This is a genomic window from Paenibacillus sp. HJGM_3, assembly GCF_045062745.1.
Taxonomy (GTDB): Bacteria; Bacillota; Bacilli; order Paenibacillales; family NBRC-103111; genus Paenibacillus_AA.
In genome coordinates this window covers 15,173-38,867 of the sequence record NZ_JBJGED010000010.1, presented here as the reverse complement: position 1 = coordinate 38,867, position 23,695 = coordinate 15,173, and the positions used below count along the sequence as shown (strand labels likewise).

Below are 23,695 nucleotides of genomic sequence, written 5' to 3'. Positions count from 1 at the left end.
CCTCCTAGCGAAAGGAGCGGGGTTCTAGCGTTCATCCGTACCCTATGTAATCAGCACTTGAATGTTCAACTCGCCGATCTGTTCCATAATAAGCGGGATCGTGAGCGCCTTCTTCGGCGTGAAACCGGCAGCGTGGATCGATTCGACGAGCTTCGGCGGCGTGATGTCGACGCGTACGCCCTGGTTGTACAAAATCGTGCTCGCATTGCCGCTGATCATATTGCCGAGCTCGGAGATCGCGCTCTTCGTCAATTCGTCCATCTCGGTGATCGTATAGCCGCCCATCATCGCCGAGACGAGCTTCAGGGCCACCTCTTCATGAAGCCCGAATACGATATCCCCCTGCATCTGTCCGGTCATCCCGATCTGGATCCAGATGTACTTCTCCACGAACTTGACGTCCTTGATCCCCAGCTGTCCCGTAGTCGGCCGAACCTGGATGAGCTGCTCCAATACGATTCTGGCGGATTCCAAAAAAGGATTGATGTATTCGGCTTTCACGCGACTTCCCCTTTTCGACAAGTTTCCCTATGTTACTCGTGCCATTTGCCATTTTATTCATTATACTCGAGTTTGAAAGTCATGTATACGGGTTCCTTCGCGCATTGCCTGTCAGGGATATAGGCCCAAAGGCTTATTTTCGTCCTATTTCGTCTGACATGGGCCGTGGGCCGCTCCATGCTATTAAGATATTTTTAAGATCGCCGTTCAAGCATTATTAAGATTTTCCGCCTATACTAGGCAATAGAGATTACGAACCAGGAAAGGAGCCACCATGGCCGGCGAGACGATACTCCTCGTGGACGACGAGAAAGAGATTTTGGAACTGCTGGAGATTTATTTGAAAAACGAAGGCTACTCCCTCCTGTTGGCCTCGAACGGCCTGGAAGCGCTGGAGGTGCTGAGGCATAAGACCGTGGACCTCATCATCCTCGACATCATGATGCCCCGCATGGACGGCATTCAAGCTTGCCTCAAAATTCGCGAGGAGCAGCACATGCCGATCATTATGCTGTCCGCCAAGTCCCAGGACATGGACAAAATTTTCGGCCTGAGCTCCGGGGCGGACGATTATGTGACGAAGCCGTTCAATCCGCTCGAGCTCATCGCCCGGGTCAAATCGCAGCTAAGACGCTACAAACGCTTGAACGTAGCCGCCGCTCCGCCCGAGGACGTAATCGAGATCGACGATCTGACGATCAACACTTCGACGCACGAGGTGCATGTCGACGGACGGGAAGTGAAGCTCACTCCGCGCGAATTCGCCATCCTCGAGCTGCTCGCCCGCAATCGCGGCCTCGTCTTCAGCATTCAGCGGATCTATGAATCGGTCTGGAACGAAGCGTTTTACGAATCGGACAATACCGTCATGGTTCACATCCGCAAAATCCGGGAAAAGCTGGAGGACACGCCCAGACAGCCGAAATACATTAAAACCGTATGGGGAGTAGGGTATAAAATTGAAAAATAGGTCGATCTTCAATCCCTTTTATTGGCCGGCGCTCGTATTCGGCTTCGTGAGGGACGTCATTGCGATGGTCCGCCGCCACTTGGAGACGAGCATCCGGCTTCAGCTCATTCTGGCCTTCGGCATCTGTCTCGGAGTGGCCAGTATCGCCAGCGCCGTCACCGCCCCGTTCTTCGCGAATGTGAACAAATCGTCCTCCATCGAGTACGACGGAGGGATCGCTCAGATCGATCGGCAGACGCGGTCGCTCTTGTATCAGCTCGAGAACGAAACGGCCGTGGCGAAGCGGAACGGAAATGCAACAAGCGTTCCGAACGTACCAAACGTTCCGAACCCTCCGAATGCCCCGAATGCGCCGGAGTCGTATGAGCAGACGATCGCCCGGATCATCGAGCAGGACCGTTGGAACGGCATGAAGACGCTGATCGTGGACTTGGACGGCAAGGTGCTGTTCAAGACGTCGAACGCCTCGGAGAGTCAGGTCGATCTGCACGGCATTATCCGCAACGCCATGGGCAACCGGCTGAACGACACCCGGTACCGCAATCAGGAATATGTATCCTTTTATCCGCTTACTCTCAAAAACAATACCCGGGCCTACTTGATCGTATCCGGGATGCCGGAGCCGGAGATCCGCTACTACAAGCAGGATGGCCCGATGCCCATCTTCGTCGGGCTCGTTGTCTTTATCGTCATGTTCTTCCTCCTCACCAAGCGCAAAATGAAGTATATCGAGGAGCTCGCCGGCGGCATTATGGAAATCTCGCGGGGCAATCTTGCCTTCCGCTTCTCCAAGAAAGGCCAAGACGAGCTGGGCACGCTCGCGGAGCGCATCAACGACATGACGTCGGAGCTGCAGCGCACGATCGAGGAAGAGCGGCTCGCCGAGAAGACGAAGACCGAGCTGATCACGAACGTGTCGCATGATTTGCGTACGCCGCTCACGCTCATCATGGGCTACCTCCGGCTGATCAAGGACCGGAACTACGAGAACGAGCAGCAGGCCGATTCGTATGTAAGCATCGCTTTCTCCAAGGCGGAGAAGCTGAAAGGGCTTATCGACGACCTGTTCGAGTACACGAAGCTGTCGAACCGCGGCGATTACTTGAACCCGGAGAAGGTGTGCCTGAACGAGCTGCTCGGCCAGCTGGTCGAGGAACATGTGACACGCGCCGAGGCGAGCGGACTAACCTTATCGTGCATTCTGCCTGCCGATCGGATCTGGGTCGAGCTGGACCCGGACAAGATGATCCGGGTGTTCGACAACTTGCTGACCAATGCCGTCAATTACAGCTACAAGCCGGGGCAGATCAAGGTCGTCCTGTTCCGCGACAAAGGCTATACGTTCGTCTGCATCAGCAACCGGGGGACGCCGATCCCTCAATCCGAGCTTGCACGGTTGTTCGAGCGGTTCTACCGCCTCGACACCTCGCGCACATCGGAAACCGGAGGCTCGGGGCTGGGGCTTGCGATCGCGAAGAGCATCATCGACTTGCACGGCGGCTCCATCTGGGCCGAGTGCGAAGGCGAGGACATTCGATTCTGGGTGAAGCTGAAGGCCATTTAGAGCGGCGACCGCTTCCCAGAGCGCCAATAACCCCCTCAAACCGTTGTTGGCATTGCGCCTATGACGGTCGAGGGGGCTTTATTTATATATATTCACTGTCTTCCGGAGGGAAGACATCCTTCAGCGCGATGGACATGCATGGATATAGCTGCGAGTGCAGCACATCGTCTTCGGTTTTCACCGTCAATTTCCCGTATTGTCCCTCCACGAGCACCAGCTGATCCACCGTCCGGTAGACCGGATCGACGATCCAATACTCCGGCACGCCGAAGCGGGCGTACATATCGAGCTTGACCGTCTTGTCCTTGCGCGCTGTGCTGCCAGAGAGCACTTCCACTAACAGATCCGGGGTCCCGAACACGTAGCCGTCGCGGATGATGGCCCGATTCGCATTGGTAATGTAGATCAAGTCAGGTTGGGCGATATTGTCCCCCGTCTCGTCGAAGTGCACGTCCATAGGCGCTAGCAAGATTACGCCCTCCGCCCGGCACGAAAAGTGAAACGAGGCATACATGTTTCCGACGATCATCTGGTGTACCACCTTCGGCGAGGACAGAAAATCGTACCGTACCCCGTTAATGATCTCATACCGTTCCGGAATCAAATAGGACTCCGACTGCTCCTTCACCATACCAGGCTTCTTCGAAATTTTCTTCTCGCTGCCGCTCACCGGTTCGCCTCCCTTTCTCATCCATTGTACGTCCTTCTTCCAGTATAGCATGGTCAACCAAGCCGACAAGCCCCGCTTTAATGGAACTAACGCTTCCCCCTGACACCACTTAGCGATACAATATGGGAGAGAAAATTTCGTTAGCCCCGCAATACAAACCATTTTAATGTAAAGAAAAGGATGAGATCCCATGGCAGTGAGAAAGCTAGAGCATGTAGGCGTAATGGTGACGAATATGGAGCGGTCCATCGCCTTTTATGAAACCGTAGTAGGTCTGGAACTGCTGGGGAAGCTGACCCACACGAACGGCGTCATCGAACTGGCGTTCCTCGGCGCGCCGGGCGCCCAAGAGACGCAGCTGGAGCTGATCGCGAATTACCCGAATCCGCTCGCGGACGAAGCCCGTGTGCACCACATCGCGTTCACGGTAGACGATCTCGATGCGGAGACCGCACGTATAGCCGCACTTGACGTGCAGTTCCTGGAAGACGAGCCGACGACTCTGCCGAACGGTGCCCGCTACCGTTTCTTCTACGGGCCGGACGGCGAGCGGATCGAGCTTTTCCAGCCAGCATGATCATTCGGAAGCGAAACGTCACTTTTTGGGGCGAAAATCCCGGGGTCCCCGAAAAGTACTCGGAATTCACATCGAAGAGATACGTCACTTTTTGGGGTAAAGAGGTGGGTTCGGGGTGAATATGAATCAGTTGGAGACCCTCGTAACGATATCCAAAACGATGAGCTTCCGCAAAGCCGGCGAGCTCTTGAACTTGACTCAGCCCGCCGTATCCGCCCAAATCAAAAGCCTGGAAGACGAGTTCAAGACGGTGCTGATCGACCGCAACCAGCCCGTCACCTTGACCGACAGCGGCATCGTCTTCCTCGAGCATGCCGAGAAAATGCTGCGGATCGTCGAAGACCTGAAGCAGCGGTTGTCGGACTTGAATCAGACGCCGCAGGGCCATATTCATCTGGGGACGACCACCTCGATCGCGATGCAGATCTTGCCGCGCGTGCTGTCGTACTTCCAGAATCAGTTCCCGCTAATCAAGACGTCGATCCATTCCATGACTTCGACGCAGATTATGGCGAGCGTGGAGAACGGCACGATCGATATCGGCATCGGCTATTTATTCGAGCGCAATCCGCATCTCGAGACGTCGATTCTGTATTATGACTCGTTCGAGCTGGTCGTGTCGCCTCATCATCCGCTCGCCAAACGGCCCCACACAACGGTGCAATCGCTTCGCGACATTCCGTTCATCATGCTGTCGCCGGATACGGCGGGCCGCCGGTTCGTCGATCAGGTGTTCCGCAAGTTCAACATCGAACCGAATATCGTGATGGAGCTGCAGAGCAGCGAAGAGGTCAAGCGGATGGTGGAGCTGAACCTTGGCGCGGCGATTATCTCCAAGCTGTCTATCGCGAGCGAGCTGCGTCTCGGCACGCTGAAGATGATTCCGGTGGACGAACTCGATCTAAGCCATCCCGTGGGCGTCATCTACAAGTCCGGCCGTTATCTCAGCTCGGCGTTGCAGCAGTTTCTTAGCGATCTGAAGGGCATGCCGGAGATTAATTTCATAGGATCGGAGTAAGGGCAATGCTGAAATTCGATTTGCATACTCATCATGAACGATGCGGTCACGCTCTCGGCGGGATCCGCGATTACATCGAAGCGGCGGTATCGGAAGGGCTGCAGGTGATCGGCATCTCCGACCATTCTCCTTACTTCGGCCACCCGGACGAACAGCCGTGGCCGCAGGTGGCGATGGCCAAGCGGGACTTCGCCGTCTATGTAGCGGAAGTGCTGCGGCTGAAAGAATTGTACAAAGGGCAGATCGAGGTGCTGCTCGGGGTCGAGTCGGATTTCTTCCCCGAGCATGCCGAAGCGTACCGCCGCGTCTATGAACAGTATCCGTTCGACTACATCATCGGATCGGTTCATCAGTCCGGCGGAGTGAGCATTTTCAACAAGAAGCGCTGGAAGGGCTTGACCGAAGCGCAGCAAATCGAGCAGAAGGAACTGTATTACGACCTCATCCAACAATCCGCACGCAGCGGCATGTTCCAGATTCTCGGCCATATCGATGCGATGAAAGGATTCTACCCCGCCTTCTCCGCCATTCAGACGCAAGCTGTGGAATATACGCTGAAGATCATCGGCGAGACCGGAATGGCGATCGAGATCAATACGTCCGGCAAAACGAAGGACGTAGGCGGCTGGTACCCGGCCGACGACATCCTCGAGATGGCGCTGCATTATGGCGTCGATGTGACGTTCGGGTCCGACGCGCACAAGCCGAGCCGGGTTGGCGACGAATGGGACCAAGTCGCCGCACGGCTGAAGGAGATCGGCTTCAAGGACTGGGTGTTCTTCCGGCAGAAGGAACGGGTGCGGGTTTCGTTGTAAACCTATATTCTGGAAACTTCCGCAAGAGAGTCGCTTGTCCCCGCATAGTTACTCCCGATTGTGAATACGTATCCCATGAGGAATAAATACGTTAAGGGAGGTTCCTATCGAATGAGCGACAATATTCCACAAGATGTGTTCGAACAAGCTTGCCGGCTGCAAGAGACGATCGCAGCAAAGACGGCCGAAGCCGACCAATTGAGGCAAGAAGCTGCGGAAGCGGTCTATCAGCTGGTGGCTTTGGTATCGCCGCAACAAACCCGGACGTTCAATCCGTTCGGCGGCGGGGGCGGCGGGTTCCCGGGGATCCCGGGACCGGGCGGGATACCTGGCGGAGGGGGGGTTCCCGGCGGAGGTGGATTTCCCGGTGGAGGCGGTTTTCCCGGCGGAGGCGGGGTCCCGGGCGCGGGCGGGCAAGGGCAAGCGCCGACTTCTCCTCCTCCCAACTTCATTCCACATAAACCTTTCTCCGCGGCAGGCGCGCCCGGTGTATTCGCCGTCGATCCGGGCGGCATTCGCCGCTGCCTGTTCAACTTCACCTATGTCTGGCTAACCAACGGAGACCAGTTCTGGTTTTACCCCATTTTCGTGGGCCGTACCTCGATCGCCGGATTCCGCTGGGTCCCACAGCTCTTTAGCTGGCGCTATTTCGGCATCGACTTGAACCGGATCGATTCGTTCACCTGCTAGTTCGACTGCCACGACGCAAACCCGAACAGGCCGCTCCATCAACACGGAGTCGGCCTGTTGGGCTCTTATAATGGGGCACTCCTGTCAAGCATCAACCAAAAACTTAATAAACACAGGGCTTCGAAGCAGTCCCTTCCGAGTCCAATTTCTCATCTTGACTTTGGCACGGATCCGCGGCTCAACGTAAACGTGATCTCGGTCCTCCCCCGTGATAAACGGCTCGATGACGGAATAAAACGCCTGCTTCTGAGCCGGGGCGACGCCGAGCTCAATGATCCCTGCGTGGCGATCCTGGCCACCAGGTTCTTGGACCGACGCCAACCACCCAAACTCCGCCTTCTTCCACCCGGATATAGCCACTTCCGCGTAGGACCAGTTAATGATTTTCTGCCAGCTCGCGCTTCGCCGGCCGGCGGAGTATACCGACTCCTTACGCTTCGCTACCATGCCCTCAAGCTGATGCGCCACAATCTCCGTGAACAACTGCTCGCCTTCTCGCTCTATGTAGGGGACGACGTTCATCCGTGGATTCCCGAAGTCGATACTGGTAAGCAATTCCTTGCGCTTCAGGAGCGGCCAGCCGCGGAGGTCCTGGCCTCTGTAACGGAGGATGTCGAACACGACGTAATGGGCCGGTTGAGTGGCCGATAGCCGGAGCACCTTGTCCGCTCTGCGTGCCTGGAATCGGTCCATGACACATTCGAAGTCGATCCGCCCTGTTGTACGATCCACACAGGCGACCTCGCCGTCGAGCAGAATGTCGTCCACGGCCAGATCGTAGAGCTCGGGGTACTGCAGCGTGCAGTTGTTCCGATGGCGGGTGTACAATTGCGTGACGCCGTCCCGACGGTCTAGCAGCAGCCGGTGTCCGTCGATCTTGGGCTCAAATATATAATCCGGATGCGTGAATGGATACTGTGAAGTTTCTAGCAGCATAGGAGGAACCAACATAATCATCACCAACTTTAATCGTACCATTGGTGATGCGGGTAGGGCATTGGAAGTTTATGGAATCCGTCGTGTCAATGCCAGAGAACTGGATTCCGATCCACGAGCTGCAGCTGCTTTTCGAAATCGGCATTCGGCTCAATGTCGTCGATGAGATGCCACTTGTTCTTGCTGTCCCGCCAATAGACGGTCCACTCTTTCGTCTCTTTGTCCAACCGAAATTGAGCGACGTCATATTCGACCCACCGGTCCATATACCCCAGCCGTTCTTCCCCTAACGTCACGGTTTGCCCGCGGAATTTGTAGACGAGCTTCACCTGATGGCGCACTTCTTTGGGGACCTTTTGCTCAATAAAGGCATTCAATATGCGTTCGACTCGTTTTTTCGTAAATTCATCCAACATCGTATAATCACCTGTATGTAAAAATTGCGGCTCGTTCAACCGACCAGTTCCCATTGTAACAAACTTTGAGAAATTGTGGAAAGGGAAATCGACGAGCTCAACGTCGACTCGAATTAATCCGCTGCACTAACAGTTGGGCCCGTGACTCCGCGTCACGGGCCCTTCCGTTATATGCCCTGCCCCACTACGCTAATACGCCCAGCGGAACAAGCTGTTGCCGCTGCTGAAGTAGATGTTGCCGTAGCCGTCCGCCGACGCGCTGTTGACGGCGGAAGCGCCGTTGTAGTGCGTCGTAACCGTCTTCGTCGAGGTATCGATGCTGAAGAAATGATTTTTGATCGTACCGAACATCTTGTTGCTGCCCGCGCGCCCCATCACTAAGGAGCCGTCCCGTGTGATCTGGCTGCTCGTAGTGTAGCTGACGTCGGTGAACTTCTGTACGTGGTATTCCACTGTATTCGTAGCCGGATTGAACACGAACAAGTAGCCTTCGGACAAGCCCCAAATTTTGTTGTCCGGCCCGACGGCAAGGGCGGTAATGCCCTGGGAGGACACCGGCATCGTATACGTCGTATACGCCCCAGTCGCCACGTTCAGCTTCACCAGCTTCGCTTCCGTCGCCGTCGGTGTCGTGTTCTTCCCTCCGCCGATCGTGGAACCGGCGTACACGTAGCCGTCCAGATAGGCCACCGACACAATGCTCTGGTTCGGTACGATGTTGTAGTAGACCTGCGCCGTCTGCGAGGCGGTATCGTACACGGTCAGCGCTCCCTCCAGTTGTCCGGAGCCGGCGACCGTGCCGATGAAAATTTTGCCGTCTCCCTCCGCCATGCCGTACGGGCGTTCCTGCAGATCCGATGCGCCCAAGCTGAGGAGGTGAGTCAAGCTGCCCCATCCCGCGCTCGGTTCAAACTTGTAAATGTTGGCGTTCGGGTACCCGCCTAGGTACAAGCTGTCGTCCTGGGCGACCATGCCTTCCAATTGGCTGATGCCGTACAGCATCGTGTTCTGGTCGCTGCGCATCGGGGTATAGACGCCCATATTGCCCGAGAGGAAGCCGCCGGCGTAGATCTTCCCGTCCGGCCCCGACCCGATCGTGCTGATATCCGTCGGCACGCCGGCGATTCCGGTAAGCAGCGTAGTGCTGCTCTTGCGAGTAGTCGGGTTGTACTTGAACAGGAGGATGGTGCCGGACGAATGGCCGACCCCGACGATCGACTGGCCCGGGAAGTTCACCGTATCGTCCAGAGTGGCGACACCCCACCCGTAGCCGTTCGCGGGCAGTACGACCGGCGTATTGTCCGGGTTCAGCGCAGGCGCCGTCGTTTTGGTCGCAATGTCGTACGTCTTCAGTCCGTTCTCGGAGTAGTATACCTTCCCGCCCAGTTCCGGCGATACGCCGTAGGACGTGATCGGGAATACGGCGTCGACGACAGTCGTCACTGTACCGTTCGGATTGTCCGTCACATCCAGCACGACCTCGCGATTCGACGGAATGAGTCGCCCGAACACTTTGCCCCCGGAGTAGCTGAGCTTGTCGACGGCTGTGTCGGTGCCCACGATCGAGGTCGGAATCAGATTGTCATTCCGCTGCCCGCCCGAGTTCTCCAGCCGGGTGATTTGTGCGGTCACGCCGCCGGTACCCGCATAAAGCACGTTGTTCGGACTGTCGTAGGCGATGGAGTACGTATATTCCGAGCCGGCGAAGAACGGGTAGGGGGAGAACGTGTAGAATCCCGGGCTGACCTCGTATTTGAACACGCCGGAATTCGGATACGTGCCGCCGTACACCTTTCCTGCCGCGCTTCCCGGTGCCAAGGCCAGGATGTAAGTTGCGTCGGAGATGGCTCTGCCCAGATTGACCGGACTCGCTGCACCGGGCGTATACGAGAACAAGTAGCCGTTCGGGTATGTGCCCATGTAGATTTTGTTGTCGATCGTGGTCGTTGCGGAATGCGCATATGTAGCCCCCGGCAACGGCATCTGCTTCTGGATGGCGCCCGTGTTGACGTTCACCTCCACCATCTTGGCGTCAATGCCGCTCGCTCCGTTCAGCCCGATATAGAACGCCGGCTTCCCGCTCGCATCGGTGCCGAGCGTGGCGCTGCGCATGGCGGCGGCGTTCAGAACCGGCCCGATGGTCGTCAGATCGGCAGTCACCATTACATCGTCCCAGTAGGCCGTCCCGACGTTCGCAGAGTTCGAATAGAGAAGAACGGCCACGTACGCCGTCCCGGCAGGGGCGACGCCTCCCGTCCGGATAGAACTCCATTGATTGGTCGGCGAGCTCTTCGACAGGAAAGAACTGGAGAGCAGCGTATAGGAGCTGTTATAGAAGCGCAGGTACAGGTCGGCGCTCCCGCTTATGATGTACTGCCAGGCATAGGCGTAATAGCTCTTCCCGGCGGTGGCGGGCATATAAGGGCCCTGGATGCCGAATTGGCTGTTGTTGACCGTATCGACGATCTTGATGCTTTTGCTGCCGGTGTGGGCCTGAACGGTTTCGACCGTAATGCCCCCCGTGCCGAAGTTTTGGGTCCAGGAAGTCAAGCCGGATTCGAAGCTGTAGTTCGGAATGAGCAGGTCTGCAGCCCCGGCGGTTGCCGGCAGCAGCGGAACGAGTATGACGAGCGCAATCAGGATGCCGAGCCATCGTTTCAACTTCATGCCATTTTCCTCCCTCACATGGATTGGGTATGTGCCTGATGCTGACACTTGCCGCCTACTTCGAGATCCTCCTTTCCCCGAAACGTTATGTACCTCGCTGACACTCATTGTACCGGGCGATGTCCCCAGCGGTAGGTCATTTCCTAAAAAACGGCAGACAGTTCCTCCATCCACCGGATGCCCCTCTAGGCGCACAAAAAAAACGACTTGCCCTCAACGCATGAGGACAAGTCGTCTTCCCGAATCCAATCCAATTTGCCCGGCACATCGGCGTCCTGCCAGACGACTTCAAAGCCCGTCGGACCGGCGGCCGCGGCTGTCGGCGCACCTACTGCCGCGAAAGCATTGCCCGCTAAGAGCAATAAGGCCATCCATCCGCCCAGCTTTCGCTTGAAGGCGTTATACGTGTCATGCATCAGCTACATCCCTCCCACTTGTGTTCACAGTTCAGTCAATCCGCCTTCAGAAAGGCTACCTCTTCATCACGAAACATTATTTCATCAAATTCATAAAAATATAGTATAATATTTCCTGTATCTTGTATATAGCGAACGTTGTCACTATTTGTTGGATCAACTATCGTTTTTGGTCATGCACAAAAAAAGGAGGACCATCCCGACGGGGGAGGTCCTCAAGCTATATATGAAAAAGGGGGTCTTGGCTATTATATTACTCTATGCACATTAGACTCCGGTAACAGCCGTATTTCAATTGTGTAACATTTTTGACGAAATGCGTCGAACAGCTTGGGACCTGCATTTTTTTCTTTCTATTTCCGGGTAAACTACGTAGAATATAGAAGGGACAACCACAAAATGAACCGAGGGGAAGACTTATTCGGGTGAAACGACCGATCCTCCGATATACACTCAGCATTGTAGTCGTGGTGGCGGTGCTCACGGGGTATATGCTCCAGAGGCAAGGAGTCGTCTCCTTCCTCCCCGGAACGCGCAGTTACGACGTTGTCATAATAGGAACGGAGCTCGAGGGCATGTACTTGGCGCGTCGCGCGAACGATGCCGGCCTCCGGGTCAAGATCCTGGAGCCTTCCTCAGAAATCGGCGGGCAGCTGCTGCAAGGCGAGATGCTGTATCTGGACGAAACGTTCGACGATCAAGGCAAATCGCTGCTGCAGGGCTCGATCAAGCAGCTGTTCGAACGGTACTACAGCGGTGAAATTCGCAAGCTGTCCGAGTTCAAATCCTACTTCAATCAATTGATTCGGGGCATCCCTCTAGAGAAAAACGCCAAGCTGACCGCCATCGACAAGCCCGACCGTCTCATCCGCTCCTTGACGTATGAGACGAAGAACGGCAAGACCCAGACAATCGAGTCGCGATACTTCGTCGACAACACCGACAGCGCGGAGCTCATACGCCAGCTCGGCATCCAGCCCTTGCCCGGGCTCGAATCTCTCTACCAGGTGCCACAGAAGGAATACATGAGCGCCACCTATATGATGAAGTTCAAGAACGTGGACTGGGAGAAATTCTACGGCTCGTTCTGGCAGCTGAGCAAGCCGGAGCGCACGACGCTCTACGGACCCGAGACCTATGTCGACGCGAATATCGCCTATGGCTTCCCGCCTATTGTAGCCCGGTACGAGCTGAACAATCCGGATAAAGCGAATCTTCGCGGCCTGAACATTCTCAATCAGAAAGACGGCGAAGTGATCATCAACGCGCTGCAAGTGTACGACGTCGATCCGAGCCGGCCGGAGACGATTGCCTCCGCGATGGCGGTCGCCAAGGAAGAGATGCCGCGCATCCGCGACTTGCTGCGCCAGCATATCATCGGGTTCGAGAACGTCGAGCTGAACGGCGAACCGAAATCGCTCTACGTTCGGGAGTATAACCATTACCCGATGGAATATATGCTGCAAGCTTCCGATCTCCTCGGGGGCGTCATGCATCCGGACAACGTGAGCGTGGGCGGCTATTTTATCGACATCCAGGGCTCCCGCTCCAACCGGGAAGGCTTCGCGATCGGCAAGCCGGACAAGTACGGCATTCCGCTTCGCAGCTACTTGCTCAAGGACGCGGACAACGTAATCGTCACTGGCAAGCTCGTCGGCTCCTCCTATGTGGCGTACGGCAGCGCGCGCATCCAGCCGAACGGCGCCTTGGCGGCCGAGAGCATCGGGCTGCTGCTCGCCAAGTATAAGGGAAAAGACCTGAAGCAGCTCACTGCCGAGCAAATGTCTGAGTTTCACGCCATCATGCGCAATACGCATGGAATTGAATTGACGCCTTCACCCGGTGCGAGCAAAATTACGGGCATGACGCCGGAGGACATCCAGGATCTGAACGAAGGGCACATTACGCTGCTCTCCAACGCTTCGCAAGCCCGGACGCTGCCGTTCATCCGCGTGTTCTTCAACGACCAGGAAGTGAAGTTCACCGCCCACCGGCCGGTCATTATCGACGGCAAGACGTGGTCTCCGGCGGAAGAGCTGCTGAAGTCGTTCGGAGCGTCCTTCGTTCGGATCGACCTGGACCACAAGGAAATTCGGTACACGATGTCCGGCTCCACGGAGATGAAATCGATCGCGACCCCGCTCAATATCCTGAACAACCGGGTGCTCGTCAATCTGAGGGACATCAGCGATTATTTCGGCTACAAGACATTCTGGGACAATCCGAAACGGATGATCAATATTTACAGCAACTTGGAGTCAAACTAAATAGGAAGCCGCGGAACCCCGTCTCTGGCGGGGTTTTTCGTCCCGCACGAATTGACCTTGACACGCTTTTCATAGTTGGGTTTAATTGCTGCTGAAGACAGATTAGTTGGATACAACCTCCCAAAGCATCGCCGGCCCCGTAATACCGCCTGTACCCAATTCATCCAAGATGGCATTGCCTACATCGACAACGATTAAATTAGACTGTCCGAAGTGGATGGCGTTCGTTGCGTCAAACTCCCATGGCGACGTTAACCCGCTGCCCTTTTTCACCAACGGCAGTTCTTGTCCGTTCATCCAAACCCTGGCCGTCTCATCCATACTGCTGAACCAAAGGCGAATCGGATTGCCGTTGTCGAACTTCTTGTCTACCGGTACTTCCGTACGATACCATGCGTGTCCTTTGTAATAGCGAAGTCCTTGGCTCGACCATGTCTCGGAATAAGTCTTCAGCTTCATCCACGACTTCGTTCCCAAACCTGGTTTCCACAACCCTAACAGATCGCCGTTCTCGTGCGGGAACAGCATGACATTCCACTCGTCGGGCATTTGGGCGACAACTCGGTTTCCTCCAGTAACGCGCTGTTCGCCTTCCGTCACCATCTTTTTCCAAAATATATCGGTGTACAGAAACGATGCCCACGGATTTAAAACGACAGGAGAATGGAGAACGGCTTCATTCCGAATAGCATAGATCCGGTCAAACTGCTCTTTGGCCTTGACAAAATCCAAACCATTGATGGAATCGATCATTCCGAGAAAATTGTCGCCGAAGCTATACGCCAGCCGCACCATTGCAACGCGTTTGCCGTAATCGGGGTCGTTTGATTGATTCGCCTCCTTCTCAGCTTTGCTGAGCGTTTTCTCCAATTGTTTCCTGATCTTGTCCGTCAAAATATGAGGGAAATCATAGATGTTACCGACAAAGTAATCGGCGTTTGCAAAAGCATGCTCCAGCGTTTCAAAATGCTCACGCATGGACTCGGCCGCGGGACCGTAAAAGTTCGTATAGTAATCGTCCAGCAAAGCCTCGACATCCAGATCCGGGTTCCACATCATCTTCGCCGCCAGGTAAAGCCCCGGACCATGATAGGCCCAAGCCGGCAAGTTTTCGGCGCGAATGCCGGTGATCCCGTTCTGCTTGTAGTACTTAAACTCGCTGGCCACCTGATCGACCAATGAAAAGGGAAGGCCCGGGTCGGCAAGGTTGTAAAGATACTGGTAAATCTGAGGTTTGACTCCTAATTTCCGCCACCCGTCGATCATATCTTTCAGGTGACCGCGTTCCCAAGAAAGAGGATTATCTATGGCATGGTAGCGGTCTACCGTAATCGAAGCGATGATCGGGATGAGTCTGGGATGCGGTTTCCACCGTACCGGCGGTTGGTAGTACGTGTCATAAGCGTAAAAGGCGATGCTGACATCCGGATATCCCGCCTGCTCAAGCCGCTCCAAAACAAGATTGATAAATTTCACGTACCGATCCGTTAACGACAAGGTGTCGTGCGTTGCATCCAAGTCATTCCCATCCCAATCTGGGTTAGGCTGAAGTACCTTTACAAGACCGTCATTCGGTCCCATACTAAGTACTTTAAGATTCGGATCTTGCTGCAATTTCTTTAGCGAGCTCTGTACGACACAGGTCAAAACGTCAGGCTTTGAGACGTCAAATTGAGTCGTCGGTTGTCCGTTCTCGTTCGGCAGATACAAATCGGGCCGATCCTTTGAACTGATGGTGCACGGAAGGCCATGCGTTCCATAAAACTTTTGATTGAGTCTCATATGCTCGACCCAAGGCTTCCCTTCATTCAAATTGACGCCATTCGGAAGTCCGGAAGGTTTCTGATAGGCTTCGGTTGCTTGCATCGCCCTGGCCGAAAAGCCCGGGTGCTGAATCGTATCTTGTATTGGAAGCGCTATCGTTTTCTTCGACGGGATTACCGTACCGATGTCGCCGGGCATGAACCAGCGTACGCCTAGCTGCTCAAGCAGCTCGAAAGCCGCGAATAACGTGCCTTGATCCGAGAGGCCATACAACCGGATGGAGTCAGCCGCTGCTAATAGCCGGAAAGACGCGGGATCTTCTCCGCCTTGACTGATGGCGTTCAAGTCGATATCGGGAGTTGCCCCTCCGATATAGATCTTCGTTCCGGTTGCCCCCTCTTCTCTCGTCACAATGGAAAGCTCAGCCCCGGATATGCTTTTTATGTAATTCACTAGCTCTGCAGCCGCCTTTTGCTCCAATGCCGATGCATATACCGCCGTCACAACGGTTGCGGCAGGCTCGCCGTCGCGCACAAGCATAACGCCTTGTTCCGCGCCGTCCTGCCCATGCTTCTTCCCTGCCTCATTCGCCGAGCCCTGATCATTGGTGCTCGCCTGCCCAGCGGCCATAAGCAGCGGAGATACGGCCAAAACGAAAATCAACAACAAAATGAACCTCTTCCCTTTCCTCATGCTCAAATTGAATCCTCCTTTTTTGAAGCCTTCCGGAATACTCATTCCGGAAGGCTCCGGCCTGACTGCCAAGTTTTTATTGTTTCACCCCCGAAACGGGAGTGCGAACAACCTTTCCTCCTTATTACTTGCTTTCGAATTGACCGATATAGTCGTTCATTTCCTTCAGATACGTTTTGCCGAATTTCGTATGCCAATCCTGCAGCACCTTCTTGTACTCGGATGGATCCGCATCGCCGATAATGATTTTCGTCGTCACCTCGCTGAACTTTTTGTTGAAATCCAGGTAAGGCGGCGTCTTCGCAATCGGCGGTGTGAAGTCGCGGTCCTTGGAAATCACGATTCTTTTTACGGCCTTCTCGATATTCGGCACGAGCTTCTGCTTCAGCTCCTCCGACATAGACGGATTAATGAAGAACATGTAGTCGTTGGCGCGGCGAACCATATTTTTGCGGACGAATGTTTCCAGCGGCGGCTCCACATAGGTGCGCTTGTTGTTTTCCACCTTGTAATCATGCCCTTCCACGCCGGTGTAGATGGAATCCCAGCCTTTGTCCGATAGCATGTAGTCGAATACGTCGATAACTCTTTGCGGATCCTTTGCATTGCGCGTTACCGCCCAGAAGCCCCACAACCCCGTTCCAAGCCCCAGTCCCTTCATCTCGCCTTGCTCGTTCTTAACGAATACATAGGCAAGCTCGAATTTCGGATTGATCTTTTTACCGGCGTTCAGGAAGGTTTCGTAATGACCTGCAAACCCCTCGATTACACCCGTTTTGCCGCTTTGAAACCGTTCCAGCGTTTTAGTGGCGTCGATCGAAGGCGAATCCGGATCGATCAGCCCTTCCTTGAACAGCTTGGCCGTCAATTCCAGAGCTTTCGTATATTTATTGGAGTTCAAATCATATTGGGGATTCATGTATTTGTATTCGCCCCCGCTGGCCTCCTGCCAGCCATAAAGCCCGAGCTCGTTTTGGAAAATCGGCTTGAGCGATTTATCGCCGCCTGCAGCCGTTCCATATCCGTAAGTATCGTGCTTCCCGTTGCCGTCCGGATCTTCCTTCGAAAATTTGCGCATAATCTCGATCATTTGATCCAGTGTAATTTCGTTATTATCCGGGAGCTTGATATTCAATTTATCGAGCCAGTCTTTTCGGAGCCAGTACCCGTCGGAACGGATCACCGTCGTCCGCGGAATGCCGTAAATTTTGCCGTCGTTGTTTACCCGCAAGGCGTCCCAGGATATGTCATACGAATATTTTTTAACGTTGTCGGCGCTCTTCAGATAACTATCAATCGGGAGGATAACGCCGTCTTTAACCGCTTTCAAGAACGAGGCATCACTGGGACTCGGGAAAAAGACGACGTCGGGATAATCGCCGGTCGTCAGCGATAATTGAAGCCGCTCATTGTAGCCGGTCGACGGCGGGATGTCGAATTTGATCTCCGTATTCGTTGCCTTCTCGATGGATTGAAAAAGCAGTTTGTCCGTTTCCGATAAATTGGATGATGCAAAATTGCCCATGATCTTGATGCTTGCTTTGGCTGTTCCTGTCGCAGACGGCTTCTGTTGACCGGTTTCTTCCGGTTTGTCTTTGCTTCCGCAGGCGACAGCTCCGGCGAGCAGCACCCCAGCGCCCACTCCAGCCAATATTTTTTTGAACATGTCTTCAGCCTCCCTTTGAAAGTTGCTTATCTATGACAAGGGTTTCCCCAAATCAACCTTTTATGGACCCCAGCATGATTCCTTTGACGAAAAAACGTTGAAGAAACGGGTACACCAACAAAATCGGAAGCATGACGATCATGATCGTCGCGTATTTCAGCTTCTCCGGCATGACGTTCATGTTGCCGATCTCGGCGCTGTTACCGCCCGCAGATATTTGCAGCATTTTGGCGCCCTCTATGACCTCCCGCAAAAACAGCATCAACGGCCAGTTTTCCACGCTTCGGATATAGATGATGGCCGAGAAAAAGCTGTTCCAATAGCCTACCGCCGCGAACAGCGTCAAGGTAGCGATAATCGGCATCGAGAGCGGAACGACGATTTTGAACAAAATGTAAGGCTCGGAGGCTCCGTCCATTTTGGCGGCTTCCTCCAGCTCCTCCGGAATGTTCTGCATAAAATTGACCATCAGGATTAAGCTGAACGCGGAGAACAGCCCGGGAAACACGAGAGCGGCCAGCGTGTCCAGCATGCCGAGCGAACGAATCAAATAAAAGTTCGGAATGAGTCCGCCATTGAACAGCATCGTGAAGATCACCAAATTGATCAGGATCGCTCTGCCTTTCAGATGCGTTTTGGAGAGCGGATATCCCGTAATGATGTACAAGAAGATGCCCAATGCAACGCCGCTGACGGTAACGATCAGCGTATTGAGATAGCTTCTGGCGAGAACCGGATGCGAAAGAATATCCTTATAGGCGTCGAACGAGATTTGGCTCGGCCATATGCGCATCGGGTTTTCCAAATAAGCGCTGTGGGAGCTGATCGAAACCGCCGCGACGTTCAGCAGAGGATACAGCATGACCACACAAACCAGAGACACGAATGTATAGATTGCGATGTCAAAAAGCTCGATTCTCTTGTGCATGTTCACCTTTACCTCCTACCACAATGATTTACCGAATAGGCGCGCAATCCGGTTGGCCAGCACGATCATGACCAATCCGACTATCGATTTGAACAATCCGACCGCAGCCGTGAAGGAGAGCCGCCCTTCCAATAAACCGACCCGGTACGTATAGGTTTCAAAGACATCGGCCACTTTGTACGTAGCCGGATTGTATAACAAGAAAATTTGCTCGAAACCGATATCCAAAACACTTCCGACCCGCAAGACCAAAATAATGACAATCGTGGTCGCTATGCTGGGAAGCGAAATGTACCCTATTTTTTGCAGCCGGTTGGCCCCGTCGATCGTTGCCGATTCATACAGAGACGGGTCCACGGACGTAAGCGCGGCCAGGTAAATAATCGTTCCCCATCCGAGCTCCTTCCATATTTCCGCGGATATCAGAATCGTCCGGAAATATTCGGGCTTAAGCAGAAAATGGATCGGCTCTCCGCCGAAATCGACGATTAGCCGGTTGACCCAGCCTGACGACGGGGACAACATGTTGATTATGATGCCGGATATGACTACCCACGAGATGAAGTGAGGCAAGTACAGCACCGTTTGGGCGACTCTTTTGAAAAGCAGATTTCTAATTTCGTTCAGCATAATAGCCAAAACGATCGGCGCCGGAAACCCGAATAGGACTTGATAGAAGCTGATGACTAACGAGTTCCTTAAAATCGTAAAAAAATCGTCCGACTGGAACAGGTATCGGAAATTTTCGAAACCGACCCATTCGCTTCCCAAAATACCTTTCATCAAATTGAAATCCTGGAACGCAATGACGATGCCGAACATCGGAATGTACTTGAAAATAAACAAATATACAAACCCGGGTATCAGCAAAACATACAGCCATTTGTTTTTTCTTGCGTACAGCCAGAAGGGACTGGCTTTGCCGTTATTCATCTCATTCTCCTTCCGAGACGCTGCCGATAGCGGAGTTACTCGCAAACGATTTCAACCACTCGCGCGTGGTCCAAGCCGTTCGTAGAAATAACCTCCAGACGGAGCGTCTTCAGATTTTTCAGCGTTACCGGCAAGTGGATCATGCGTTGAAAATTGTCCTTGATATGCGCGATCTCCGTCCCCCCTTGTTCGTCACGTGCAATCAGCTTAAACTCCTTCAGCGTCTCGGCCTGAGGCCGCCCCCACTGCATATGCTTCTGAAGCGCGTCCAAATGGCATAACATGAGCAATCGGTGAAGCCCGGTGTCCAGCACGACCGTAATCCGGGAAACCGTAACCGGCTCCTCCCACTGAAGCTCCAGCCAAGGATTGCGGTCTCCCGGTTCCGACATCCAACGATGCGTGCCGGCTGTCGTCAAGTCGGGACGCACCCCTTTTTCTCCATGAACGGCGCGAGTATGCCCGTCCACAACATTCCTGCATTTTCCTTGCTTTTGCTCGGACGAGGCGGTAATCCGGGCGAGCTTTGCGAGATTTCCTTCCAGCATGAGGCCGGGCAAAAAAGCTCCCTGCCGAAGCAATTGCTGCTGCGCCCCTTTCACGACACCGCTTTCGCGCCACGCTTGTTCCAGCGGAAGCTTGCGCTTCACCGTCGTTGCCGCAAACGTGCCAAGCCCTTCTCCCATTACCGCGCAGGTCGCCATGACTCTGGTGCTGGAGAAAGCGATATGAGTAGCCGATAAATTGCGGCCGGCGAACATCAGATTCGAAATGTTCCTGCTGATCATCGAGCGCAGCGGAATGCCGTAAAGATACGGTGTAAACGGCTGATTGCACGGCTTCTCGTCTTTGGCATCGATGCCTTGGGGCGGATGCGTATCCATCGACCAGCCGCCGTAAGCGATTACATCATCGAAGTCGACAGCCTGCTGAATATCGTTTTGCGTCAACACATGCTGGCCGATAAATCTTCTGGACTCTCTTTTGCCCGGAAGAAAGCCGAACCAATCCAGCGCCCAATTTTCGGAATCGGGGTGATTGCCGCTATTTTTGATGTGATCCCACACCCCAAGCATGATCGCAAGCAGCTCGTCGCGGATATGCTCGTTATCTTTGATCGTATCCAGAGTGCCGCCGAACTCCACCCACCAATATCCGAAATCCCAAGTGTCATGGTCTCTAAACTTCAAATCTTCCTCCGTAAACTTGCGGGCCCATACCGGCGGGGTAAAAGGCATCGGACGTCCCATATCCTTCGATGTGAACAAAAGGGAGGAGCCGAGACGATAAGCGTCCCTGTTCAGGCTTGCGCCGGACTCGTTATATTCCTCCATCGCTTCCCGGCCGGTCGTAAAAGCGGCCCCCGCAACAAACCCCAGCCTGCCGTCGCCCGTACAATCCACGAATATGTCAGCTCGAATCGTAAAGCTTTCTTCCGTGCTTTCTCTCACCGCATAGGCGGAACGAATTCGGGAGCCCTCGACATCGGCATCGACAACCGTCGTGTTCAGCAGCAGCGTCAAATTCGGTTCGGCGCGGCATTTCTCATATAAGATCAAGTCCAGCATACTCGCGCTCCGCTGCGGATTTCGGACCGAGCATTCAAGCACGATTTCTTCGATAATGCCGCTCTCTCTGCGCTCCGTCTCCAATTCCTTCCCGATTGTGGAGGCGCCGGATATATTCATGCGAATCTCCGACGATGCATTTCCGCCAAGTACGGAACGGTCCTGGCATAAAATCACCCGGGCTCCGTTGCGGGCCGCAGCCAATGCAGCCGCCACCCCCGTCATCCCTCCGCCGGCGATCAAAATGTCCGTGTCCAAAATTTTCGTATCGTTCTTCCTCATCCGCCATTGACTCCTTTGCATGCTATGATATCTTTAATTACATATTACGACCTCCATTTGATACATTTGAATTCATAGAATTTATTTTTCATATCTAAAATTTCACGAACCTGAAGGAGTAGAAGCGAAATGTCCGCAGGCTTGCCCGAAATCGTCTGGCACGTGTACTGGAGCAAAAAAGAAAAATTTTTGCTGGAGACGGATACATATGTGACTTGGGTCCTTTTTGCGGTTGAAGAAGGGAAATTCGAATACCAGATAGGAGAGGATTACGGAGTGGCCGAGTTCGGGGACGTGGTTGTGTGCCCGCCCCAGGTTGCTTTTTATCGAAACGTGCTGGCGCCCTTAAGCTTCCACTCCATTACATTCACCTTCTCCGACGATGCCCCGCAGCAGCTTCAGCCCTTTCTGGCGCATCGGAAAATACGGCTGTCGCAAATCCGGCGCTTGGCCGAAAACTACAGCTGCTTAAGGCAGGCAGATCAACAGCAGCCCTTCAGCTCGGATAATCAAAAGCTCAAGCAGCATTATTTGGTGGACTTATGGCTAATGATCGCACAGCAGGCGTTCGACTCTCCCGATGCCGGTCCTTTATTGGTAGATGATGAATTTATTCGTGATGTCGCGATCTACTTCAATAATCACGCGCATGAAGCAATCGAAATTCGGGATGTCGCGCATAGGTTCGGAATGACGCCCGTGCAGCTGATCCGCAGGTTCAAAAACGCCTATAGCGTCAACCCTCTGCAATATTTAACGTCGATTCGGGTAAAGCAAGCATGCAGGCTGCTGCTGATAACGGAGTGGACGCTCGATGTCATAGCGGGAAAATGCGGCTACGAGAACGGCTTCTATCTTAGCCGGGTCTTTCGCAAGGCGATGGGCGTAAGCCCGTCCGAATTCCGCAAGCAATACCGGTATTAGCGGCGAAGGCGGCAACCGAAATAATCCCGGCTGATCCGGGCAATATAGTTTGGACGGAATGACTGGAAAATTCCTGTTGGCAAAAGTCGAAGAATAGCGTATGATAAGAATCATCCTCTTATTTAGAATTATTCTAAATAAGAATGGTTCTCGTTCTCACCCGCTGGGCCGCCTAGGGCGAAGCCCGTGTAAGCGTGGGAGAATCTGCAAGCTACTAGGAGGGCGACTGCTATGTACGACTACCATCATTTGCGACACGAAAAACACCAAACCCGCTCGAAACGAGCGCTATGGACGACTTTGATCCTGACGGCCTTCTTCACCATCGTCGAAGTGGTTGGCGGCCTTGTCTCCAATTCGCTCGCGCTATTGTCCGACTCCGCCCACATGGTTTCGGACGTCATCGCGCTGGGCCTCAGCATGACGGCCATCTATATGGCGACCCGTCAACCGAATGCCCGGTTCACGTTCGGGTACCTGCGGTTCGAGATCATCGCCTCGTTCTTGAACGGACTGGCTTTGTGCGTCATTGCGCTGGGGATTTTCTATGAAGGGATCATCCGTTTTATTCACCCGCAGGACATCAATCTGGGGCTCATGCTCACGATTGCATCGATCGGGTTCCTCGTCAATTTGACGCTGACCATCGTGCTCAGCCGCAGCATGAAGGAAGAAGAGAATTTGAACGTGCAAAGCGCTTTGTGGCACTTTTTCGGGGATTTGCTCAGCTCCGTCGGGGTTATCGTATCCGCCATCATCATCTATTTCTCCGGGCTGCTGTTCTTCGATCCATTGATCAGTCTCGTCATCGGCGGGATTATCTTCACCGGAGGCGCGAAGATCGTGAAGGAATCGACCCTCATCCTGATGGAGTCGGTGCCGGAGAAGTACAACCTGGATGAGATCCGGGCGTCGATCGCCGCCGTCGAGGGCGTGGAGGACGTACATGAGATGCATCTGTGGGCGATCTCGACGGACCACTACTCGCTCACGGCGCACGTGTTCATCGACGACAAAATTCAACCGTTCTGCATCATTCTCGCCATCAACGAGACGTTGAAGGAAAAGTACGGCATCGAGCACTCCACGATTCAGATGGAGGAAGCGCACATCCACCCGCACGGGGAGTATGGCAAGGAGTTTCTGCGGCACAAGGAAGAAGAAGAGCTGCAGGAGCATCTCGGGCAGATGGAATTGCGGCAAGTGTAATGCAGCTCGGCTTTGGGCTGTGAGGGAAAAGCTCCCTCTTTTTTGCCCCAAGTAGCTGAGTTTGCCCCATGTAGAAGGAAAACCTCCCTCTCTTTCAGCCGAATCCGCTCGAAATGAGCCTTTTGGCCAAAAAGAGAGGGAGGTTTTCCCCATCATCCCCCCGTTAATCCTTGAATGCTCGGAAAAAGAGGGAGGTTTTCCCCTTGTTACATGCGCGAAAA

Annotated in this window: 20 protein-coding genes; 9 read left to right on the top strand and 11 right to left on the bottom strand. The window is 54.0% G+C overall.

Annotated features, from left to right (window positions below):
* Positions 1 to 42: 42 nt before the first annotated feature.
* Positions 43 to 501 carry a chemotaxis protein CheX gene (locus ACI5FR_RS13075; RefSeq protein ID WP_405454963.1) on the bottom strand — a complete coding sequence of 153 codons (459 nt, stop codon included), beginning with the start codon at positions 499 to 501 and terminating at the stop codon, positions 43 to 45.
* A 274-nt stretch (positions 502 to 775) separates the two neighbouring features.
* Between ACI5FR_RS13075 and ACI5FR_RS13070 the strand changes: the two genes are divergently transcribed.
* Together ACI5FR_RS13070 and ACI5FR_RS13065 are read left to right on the top strand one after the other, a co-directional pair.
* On the top strand, positions 776 to 1,471 hold the full coding sequence (locus ACI5FR_RS13070; protein ID WP_405454962.1) for a response regulator transcription factor: 696 nt from the start codon (positions 776 to 778) through the stop codon (positions 1,469 to 1,471).
* Positions 1,461 to 3,035: a sensor histidine kinase gene (locus tag ACI5FR_RS13065; protein ID WP_405454961.1), complete on the top strand. Its 1,575-nt coding sequence runs from the start codon at positions 1,461 to 1,463 to the stop codon at positions 3,033 to 3,035. Before ACI5FR_RS13070 ends, ACI5FR_RS13065 begins: the two co-directional genes overlap by 11 nt.
* Positions 3,036 to 3,117: 82 nt before the next feature.
* Here the strand turns inward: ACI5FR_RS13065 and ACI5FR_RS13060 are convergent, their stop codons facing one another.
* Positions 3,118 to 3,726, bottom strand: a complete 609-nt coding sequence (locus ACI5FR_RS13060) for a Uma2 family endonuclease (protein ID WP_405454960.1) — start codon at positions 3,724 to 3,726, stop codon at positions 3,118 to 3,120.
* A 169-nt stretch (positions 3,727 to 3,895) separates the two neighbouring features.
* On the opposite strand from ACI5FR_RS13060, the gene ACI5FR_RS13055 reads away from it, so the two are divergent.
* From ACI5FR_RS13055 to ACI5FR_RS13040, 4 genes are all read left to right on the top strand, one after another.
* The gene (locus ACI5FR_RS13055) at positions 3,896 to 4,282 is read left to right on the top strand and encodes a VOC family protein (RefSeq protein ID WP_405454959.1); all 387 of its coding nucleotides are present in this window, start codon (positions 3,896 to 3,898) and stop codon (positions 4,280 to 4,282) included.
* Positions 4,283 to 4,397: 115 nt separating this feature from the next.
* Positions 4,398 to 5,300: a LysR family transcriptional regulator gene (locus ACI5FR_RS13050; protein ID WP_405454958.1), complete on the top strand. Its 903-nt coding sequence runs from the start codon at positions 4,398 to 4,400 to the stop codon at positions 5,298 to 5,300.
* A gap of 8 nt (positions 5,301 to 5,308) precedes the next feature.
* On the top strand, positions 5,309 to 6,115 hold the full coding sequence (locus ACI5FR_RS13045) for a histidinol-phosphatase (RefSeq protein WP_405455108.1): 807 nt from the start codon (positions 5,309 to 5,311) through the stop codon (positions 6,113 to 6,115).
* Between the two features lie 111 nt (positions 6,116 to 6,226).
* Positions 6,227 to 6,805, top strand: coding sequence for a hypothetical protein (locus ACI5FR_RS13040; RefSeq protein ID WP_405454957.1), 579 nt, complete (start codon positions 6,227 to 6,229; stop codon positions 6,803 to 6,805).
* Positions 6,806 to 6,889: 84 nt separating this feature from the next.
* On the opposite strand, the gene ACI5FR_RS13035 is transcribed toward ACI5FR_RS13040, so the two are convergent.
* The 4 genes from ACI5FR_RS13035 to ACI5FR_RS13020 all read right to left on the bottom strand — a co-directional run bounded on the left by ACI5FR_RS13035 (position 6,890) and on the right by ACI5FR_RS13020 (position 11,240).
* On the bottom strand, positions 6,890 to 7,756 hold the full coding sequence (locus ACI5FR_RS13035) for an ATP-dependent DNA ligase (RefSeq protein WP_405454956.1): 867 nt from the start codon (positions 7,754 to 7,756) through the stop codon (positions 6,890 to 6,892).
* Positions 7,757 to 7,827: 71 nt separating this feature from the next.
* Positions 7,828 to 8,157, bottom strand: a complete 330-nt coding sequence (locus ACI5FR_RS13030; RefSeq protein WP_405454955.1) for a DUF3024 domain-containing protein — start codon at positions 8,155 to 8,157, stop codon at positions 7,828 to 7,830.
* A 189-nt stretch (positions 8,158 to 8,346) separates the two neighbouring features.
* Positions 8,347 to 10,824, bottom strand: a complete 2,478-nt coding sequence (locus ACI5FR_RS13025) for an NHL repeat-containing protein (protein WP_405454954.1) — start codon at positions 10,822 to 10,824, stop codon at positions 8,347 to 8,349.
* Between the two features lie 185 nt (positions 10,825 to 11,009).
* Positions 11,010 to 11,240: a hypothetical protein gene (locus tag ACI5FR_RS13020; protein WP_405454953.1), complete on the bottom strand. Its 231-nt coding sequence runs from the start codon at positions 11,238 to 11,240 to the stop codon at positions 11,010 to 11,012.
* Between the two features lie 425 nt (positions 11,241 to 11,665).
* On the opposite strand from ACI5FR_RS13020, the gene ACI5FR_RS13015 reads away from it, so the two are divergent.
* Positions 11,666 to 13,507, top strand: coding sequence for an FAD-dependent oxidoreductase (locus ACI5FR_RS13015; RefSeq protein WP_405454952.1), 1,842 nt, complete (start codon positions 11,666 to 11,668; stop codon positions 13,505 to 13,507).
* A 102-nt stretch (positions 13,508 to 13,609) separates the two neighbouring features.
* Here the strand turns inward: ACI5FR_RS13015 and ACI5FR_RS13010 are convergent, their stop codons facing one another.
* The 5 genes from ACI5FR_RS13010 to ACI5FR_RS12990 all read right to left on the bottom strand — a co-directional run bounded on the left by ACI5FR_RS13010 (position 13,610) and on the right by ACI5FR_RS12990 (position 21,341).
* Positions 13,610 to 16,009: a DUF4838 domain-containing protein gene (locus ACI5FR_RS13010; RefSeq protein ID WP_405454951.1), complete on the bottom strand. Its 2,400-nt coding sequence runs from the start codon at positions 16,007 to 16,009 to the stop codon at positions 13,610 to 13,612.
* 79 nt (positions 16,010 to 16,088) lie between these two features.
* Positions 16,089 to 17,630 carry an extracellular solute-binding protein gene (locus ACI5FR_RS13005; RefSeq protein ID WP_405454950.1) on the bottom strand — a complete coding sequence of 514 codons (1,542 nt, stop codon included), beginning with the start codon at positions 17,628 to 17,630 and terminating at the stop codon, positions 16,089 to 16,091.
* Between the two features lie 52 nt (positions 17,631 to 17,682).
* Entirely contained in the window at positions 17,683 to 18,558 is an 876-nt protein-coding gene (locus tag ACI5FR_RS13000; RefSeq protein WP_405454949.1) for a carbohydrate ABC transporter permease, read from the bottom strand.
* 15 nt (positions 18,559 to 18,573) lie between these two features.
* Positions 18,574 to 19,491, bottom strand: a complete 918-nt coding sequence (locus ACI5FR_RS12995; RefSeq protein WP_405454948.1) for an ABC transporter permease — start codon at positions 19,489 to 19,491, stop codon at positions 18,574 to 18,576.
* Positions 19,492 to 19,526: 35 nt separating this feature from the next.
* Positions 19,527 to 21,341 (bottom strand): FAD-dependent oxidoreductase, encoded by a 1,815-nt coding sequence (locus ACI5FR_RS12990; protein ID WP_405454947.1) that lies wholly within the window; start codon positions 21,339 to 21,341, stop codon positions 19,527 to 19,529.
* Between the two features lie 129 nt (positions 21,342 to 21,470).
* Between ACI5FR_RS12990 and ACI5FR_RS12985 the strand changes: the two genes are divergently transcribed.
* Together ACI5FR_RS12985 and ACI5FR_RS12980 are read left to right on the top strand one after the other, a co-directional pair.
* Positions 21,471 to 22,265, top strand: coding sequence for a helix-turn-helix domain-containing protein (locus ACI5FR_RS12985; protein WP_405454946.1), 795 nt, complete (start codon positions 21,471 to 21,473; stop codon positions 22,263 to 22,265).
* Between the two features lie 231 nt (positions 22,266 to 22,496).
* Positions 22,497 to 23,474: a cation diffusion facilitator family transporter gene (locus ACI5FR_RS12980; protein ID WP_405454945.1), complete on the top strand. Its 978-nt coding sequence runs from the start codon at positions 22,497 to 22,499 to the stop codon at positions 23,472 to 23,474.
* Positions 23,475 to 23,695: the final 221 nt, after the last annotated feature.

Bases quoted from the DNA above. Each gene is read 5' to 3' on its own strand.
- ACI5FR_RS13060 (WP_405454960.1), bottom strand. From the start codon at position 3,726: ATGAGAAAGGGAGGCGAACCGGTGAGCGGCAGCGAGAAGAAAATTTCG.
- ACI5FR_RS13035 (WP_405454956.1), bottom strand. From the start codon at position 7,756: ATGTTGGTTCCTCCTATGCTGCTAGAAACTTCACAGTATCCATTCACG.
- ACI5FR_RS13030 (WP_405454955.1), bottom strand. From the start codon at position 8,157: ATGTTGGATGAATTTACGAAAAAACGAGTCGAACGCATATTGAATGCC.
- ACI5FR_RS13010 (WP_405454951.1), bottom strand. From the start codon at position 16,009: ATGAGTATTCCGGAAGGCTTCAAAAAAGGAGGATTCAATTTGAGCATG.
- ACI5FR_RS13005 (WP_405454950.1), bottom strand. From the start codon at position 17,630: ATGTTCAAAAAAATATTGGCTGGAGTGGGCGCTGGGGTGCTGCTCGCC.
- ACI5FR_RS13040 (WP_405454957.1), top strand. From the start codon at position 6,227: ATGAGCGACAATATTCCACAAGATGTGTTCGAACAAGCTTGCCGGCTG.
- ACI5FR_RS13025 (WP_405454954.1), bottom strand. From the start codon at position 10,824: ATGAAGTTGAAACGATGGCTCGGCATCCTGATTGCGCTCGTCATACTC.
- ACI5FR_RS13000 (WP_405454949.1), bottom strand. From the start codon at position 18,558: ATGCACAAGAGAATCGAGCTTTTTGACATCGCAATCTATACATTCGTG.
- ACI5FR_RS13020 (WP_405454953.1), bottom strand. From the start codon at position 11,240: ATGCATGACACGTATAACGCCTTCAAGCGAAAGCTGGGCGGATGGATG.
- ACI5FR_RS12980 (WP_405454945.1), top strand. From the start codon at position 22,497: ATGTACGACTACCATCATTTGCGACACGAAAAACACCAAACCCGCTCG.
- ACI5FR_RS12995 (WP_405454948.1), bottom strand. From the start codon at position 19,491: ATGAATAACGGCAAAGCCAGTCCCTTCTGGCTGTACGCAAGAAAAAAC.
- ACI5FR_RS13055 (WP_405454959.1), top strand. From the start codon at position 3,896: ATGGCAGTGAGAAAGCTAGAGCATGTAGGCGTAATGGTGACGAATATG.
- ACI5FR_RS12985 (WP_405454946.1), top strand. From the start codon at position 21,471: ATGTCCGCAGGCTTGCCCGAAATCGTCTGGCACGTGTACTGGAGCAAA.
- ACI5FR_RS12990 (WP_405454947.1), bottom strand. From the start codon at position 21,341: ATGAGGAAGAACGATACGAAAATTTTGGACACGGACATTTTGATCGCC.
- ACI5FR_RS13070 (WP_405454962.1), top strand. From the start codon at position 776: ATGGCCGGCGAGACGATACTCCTCGTGGACGACGAGAAAGAGATTTTG.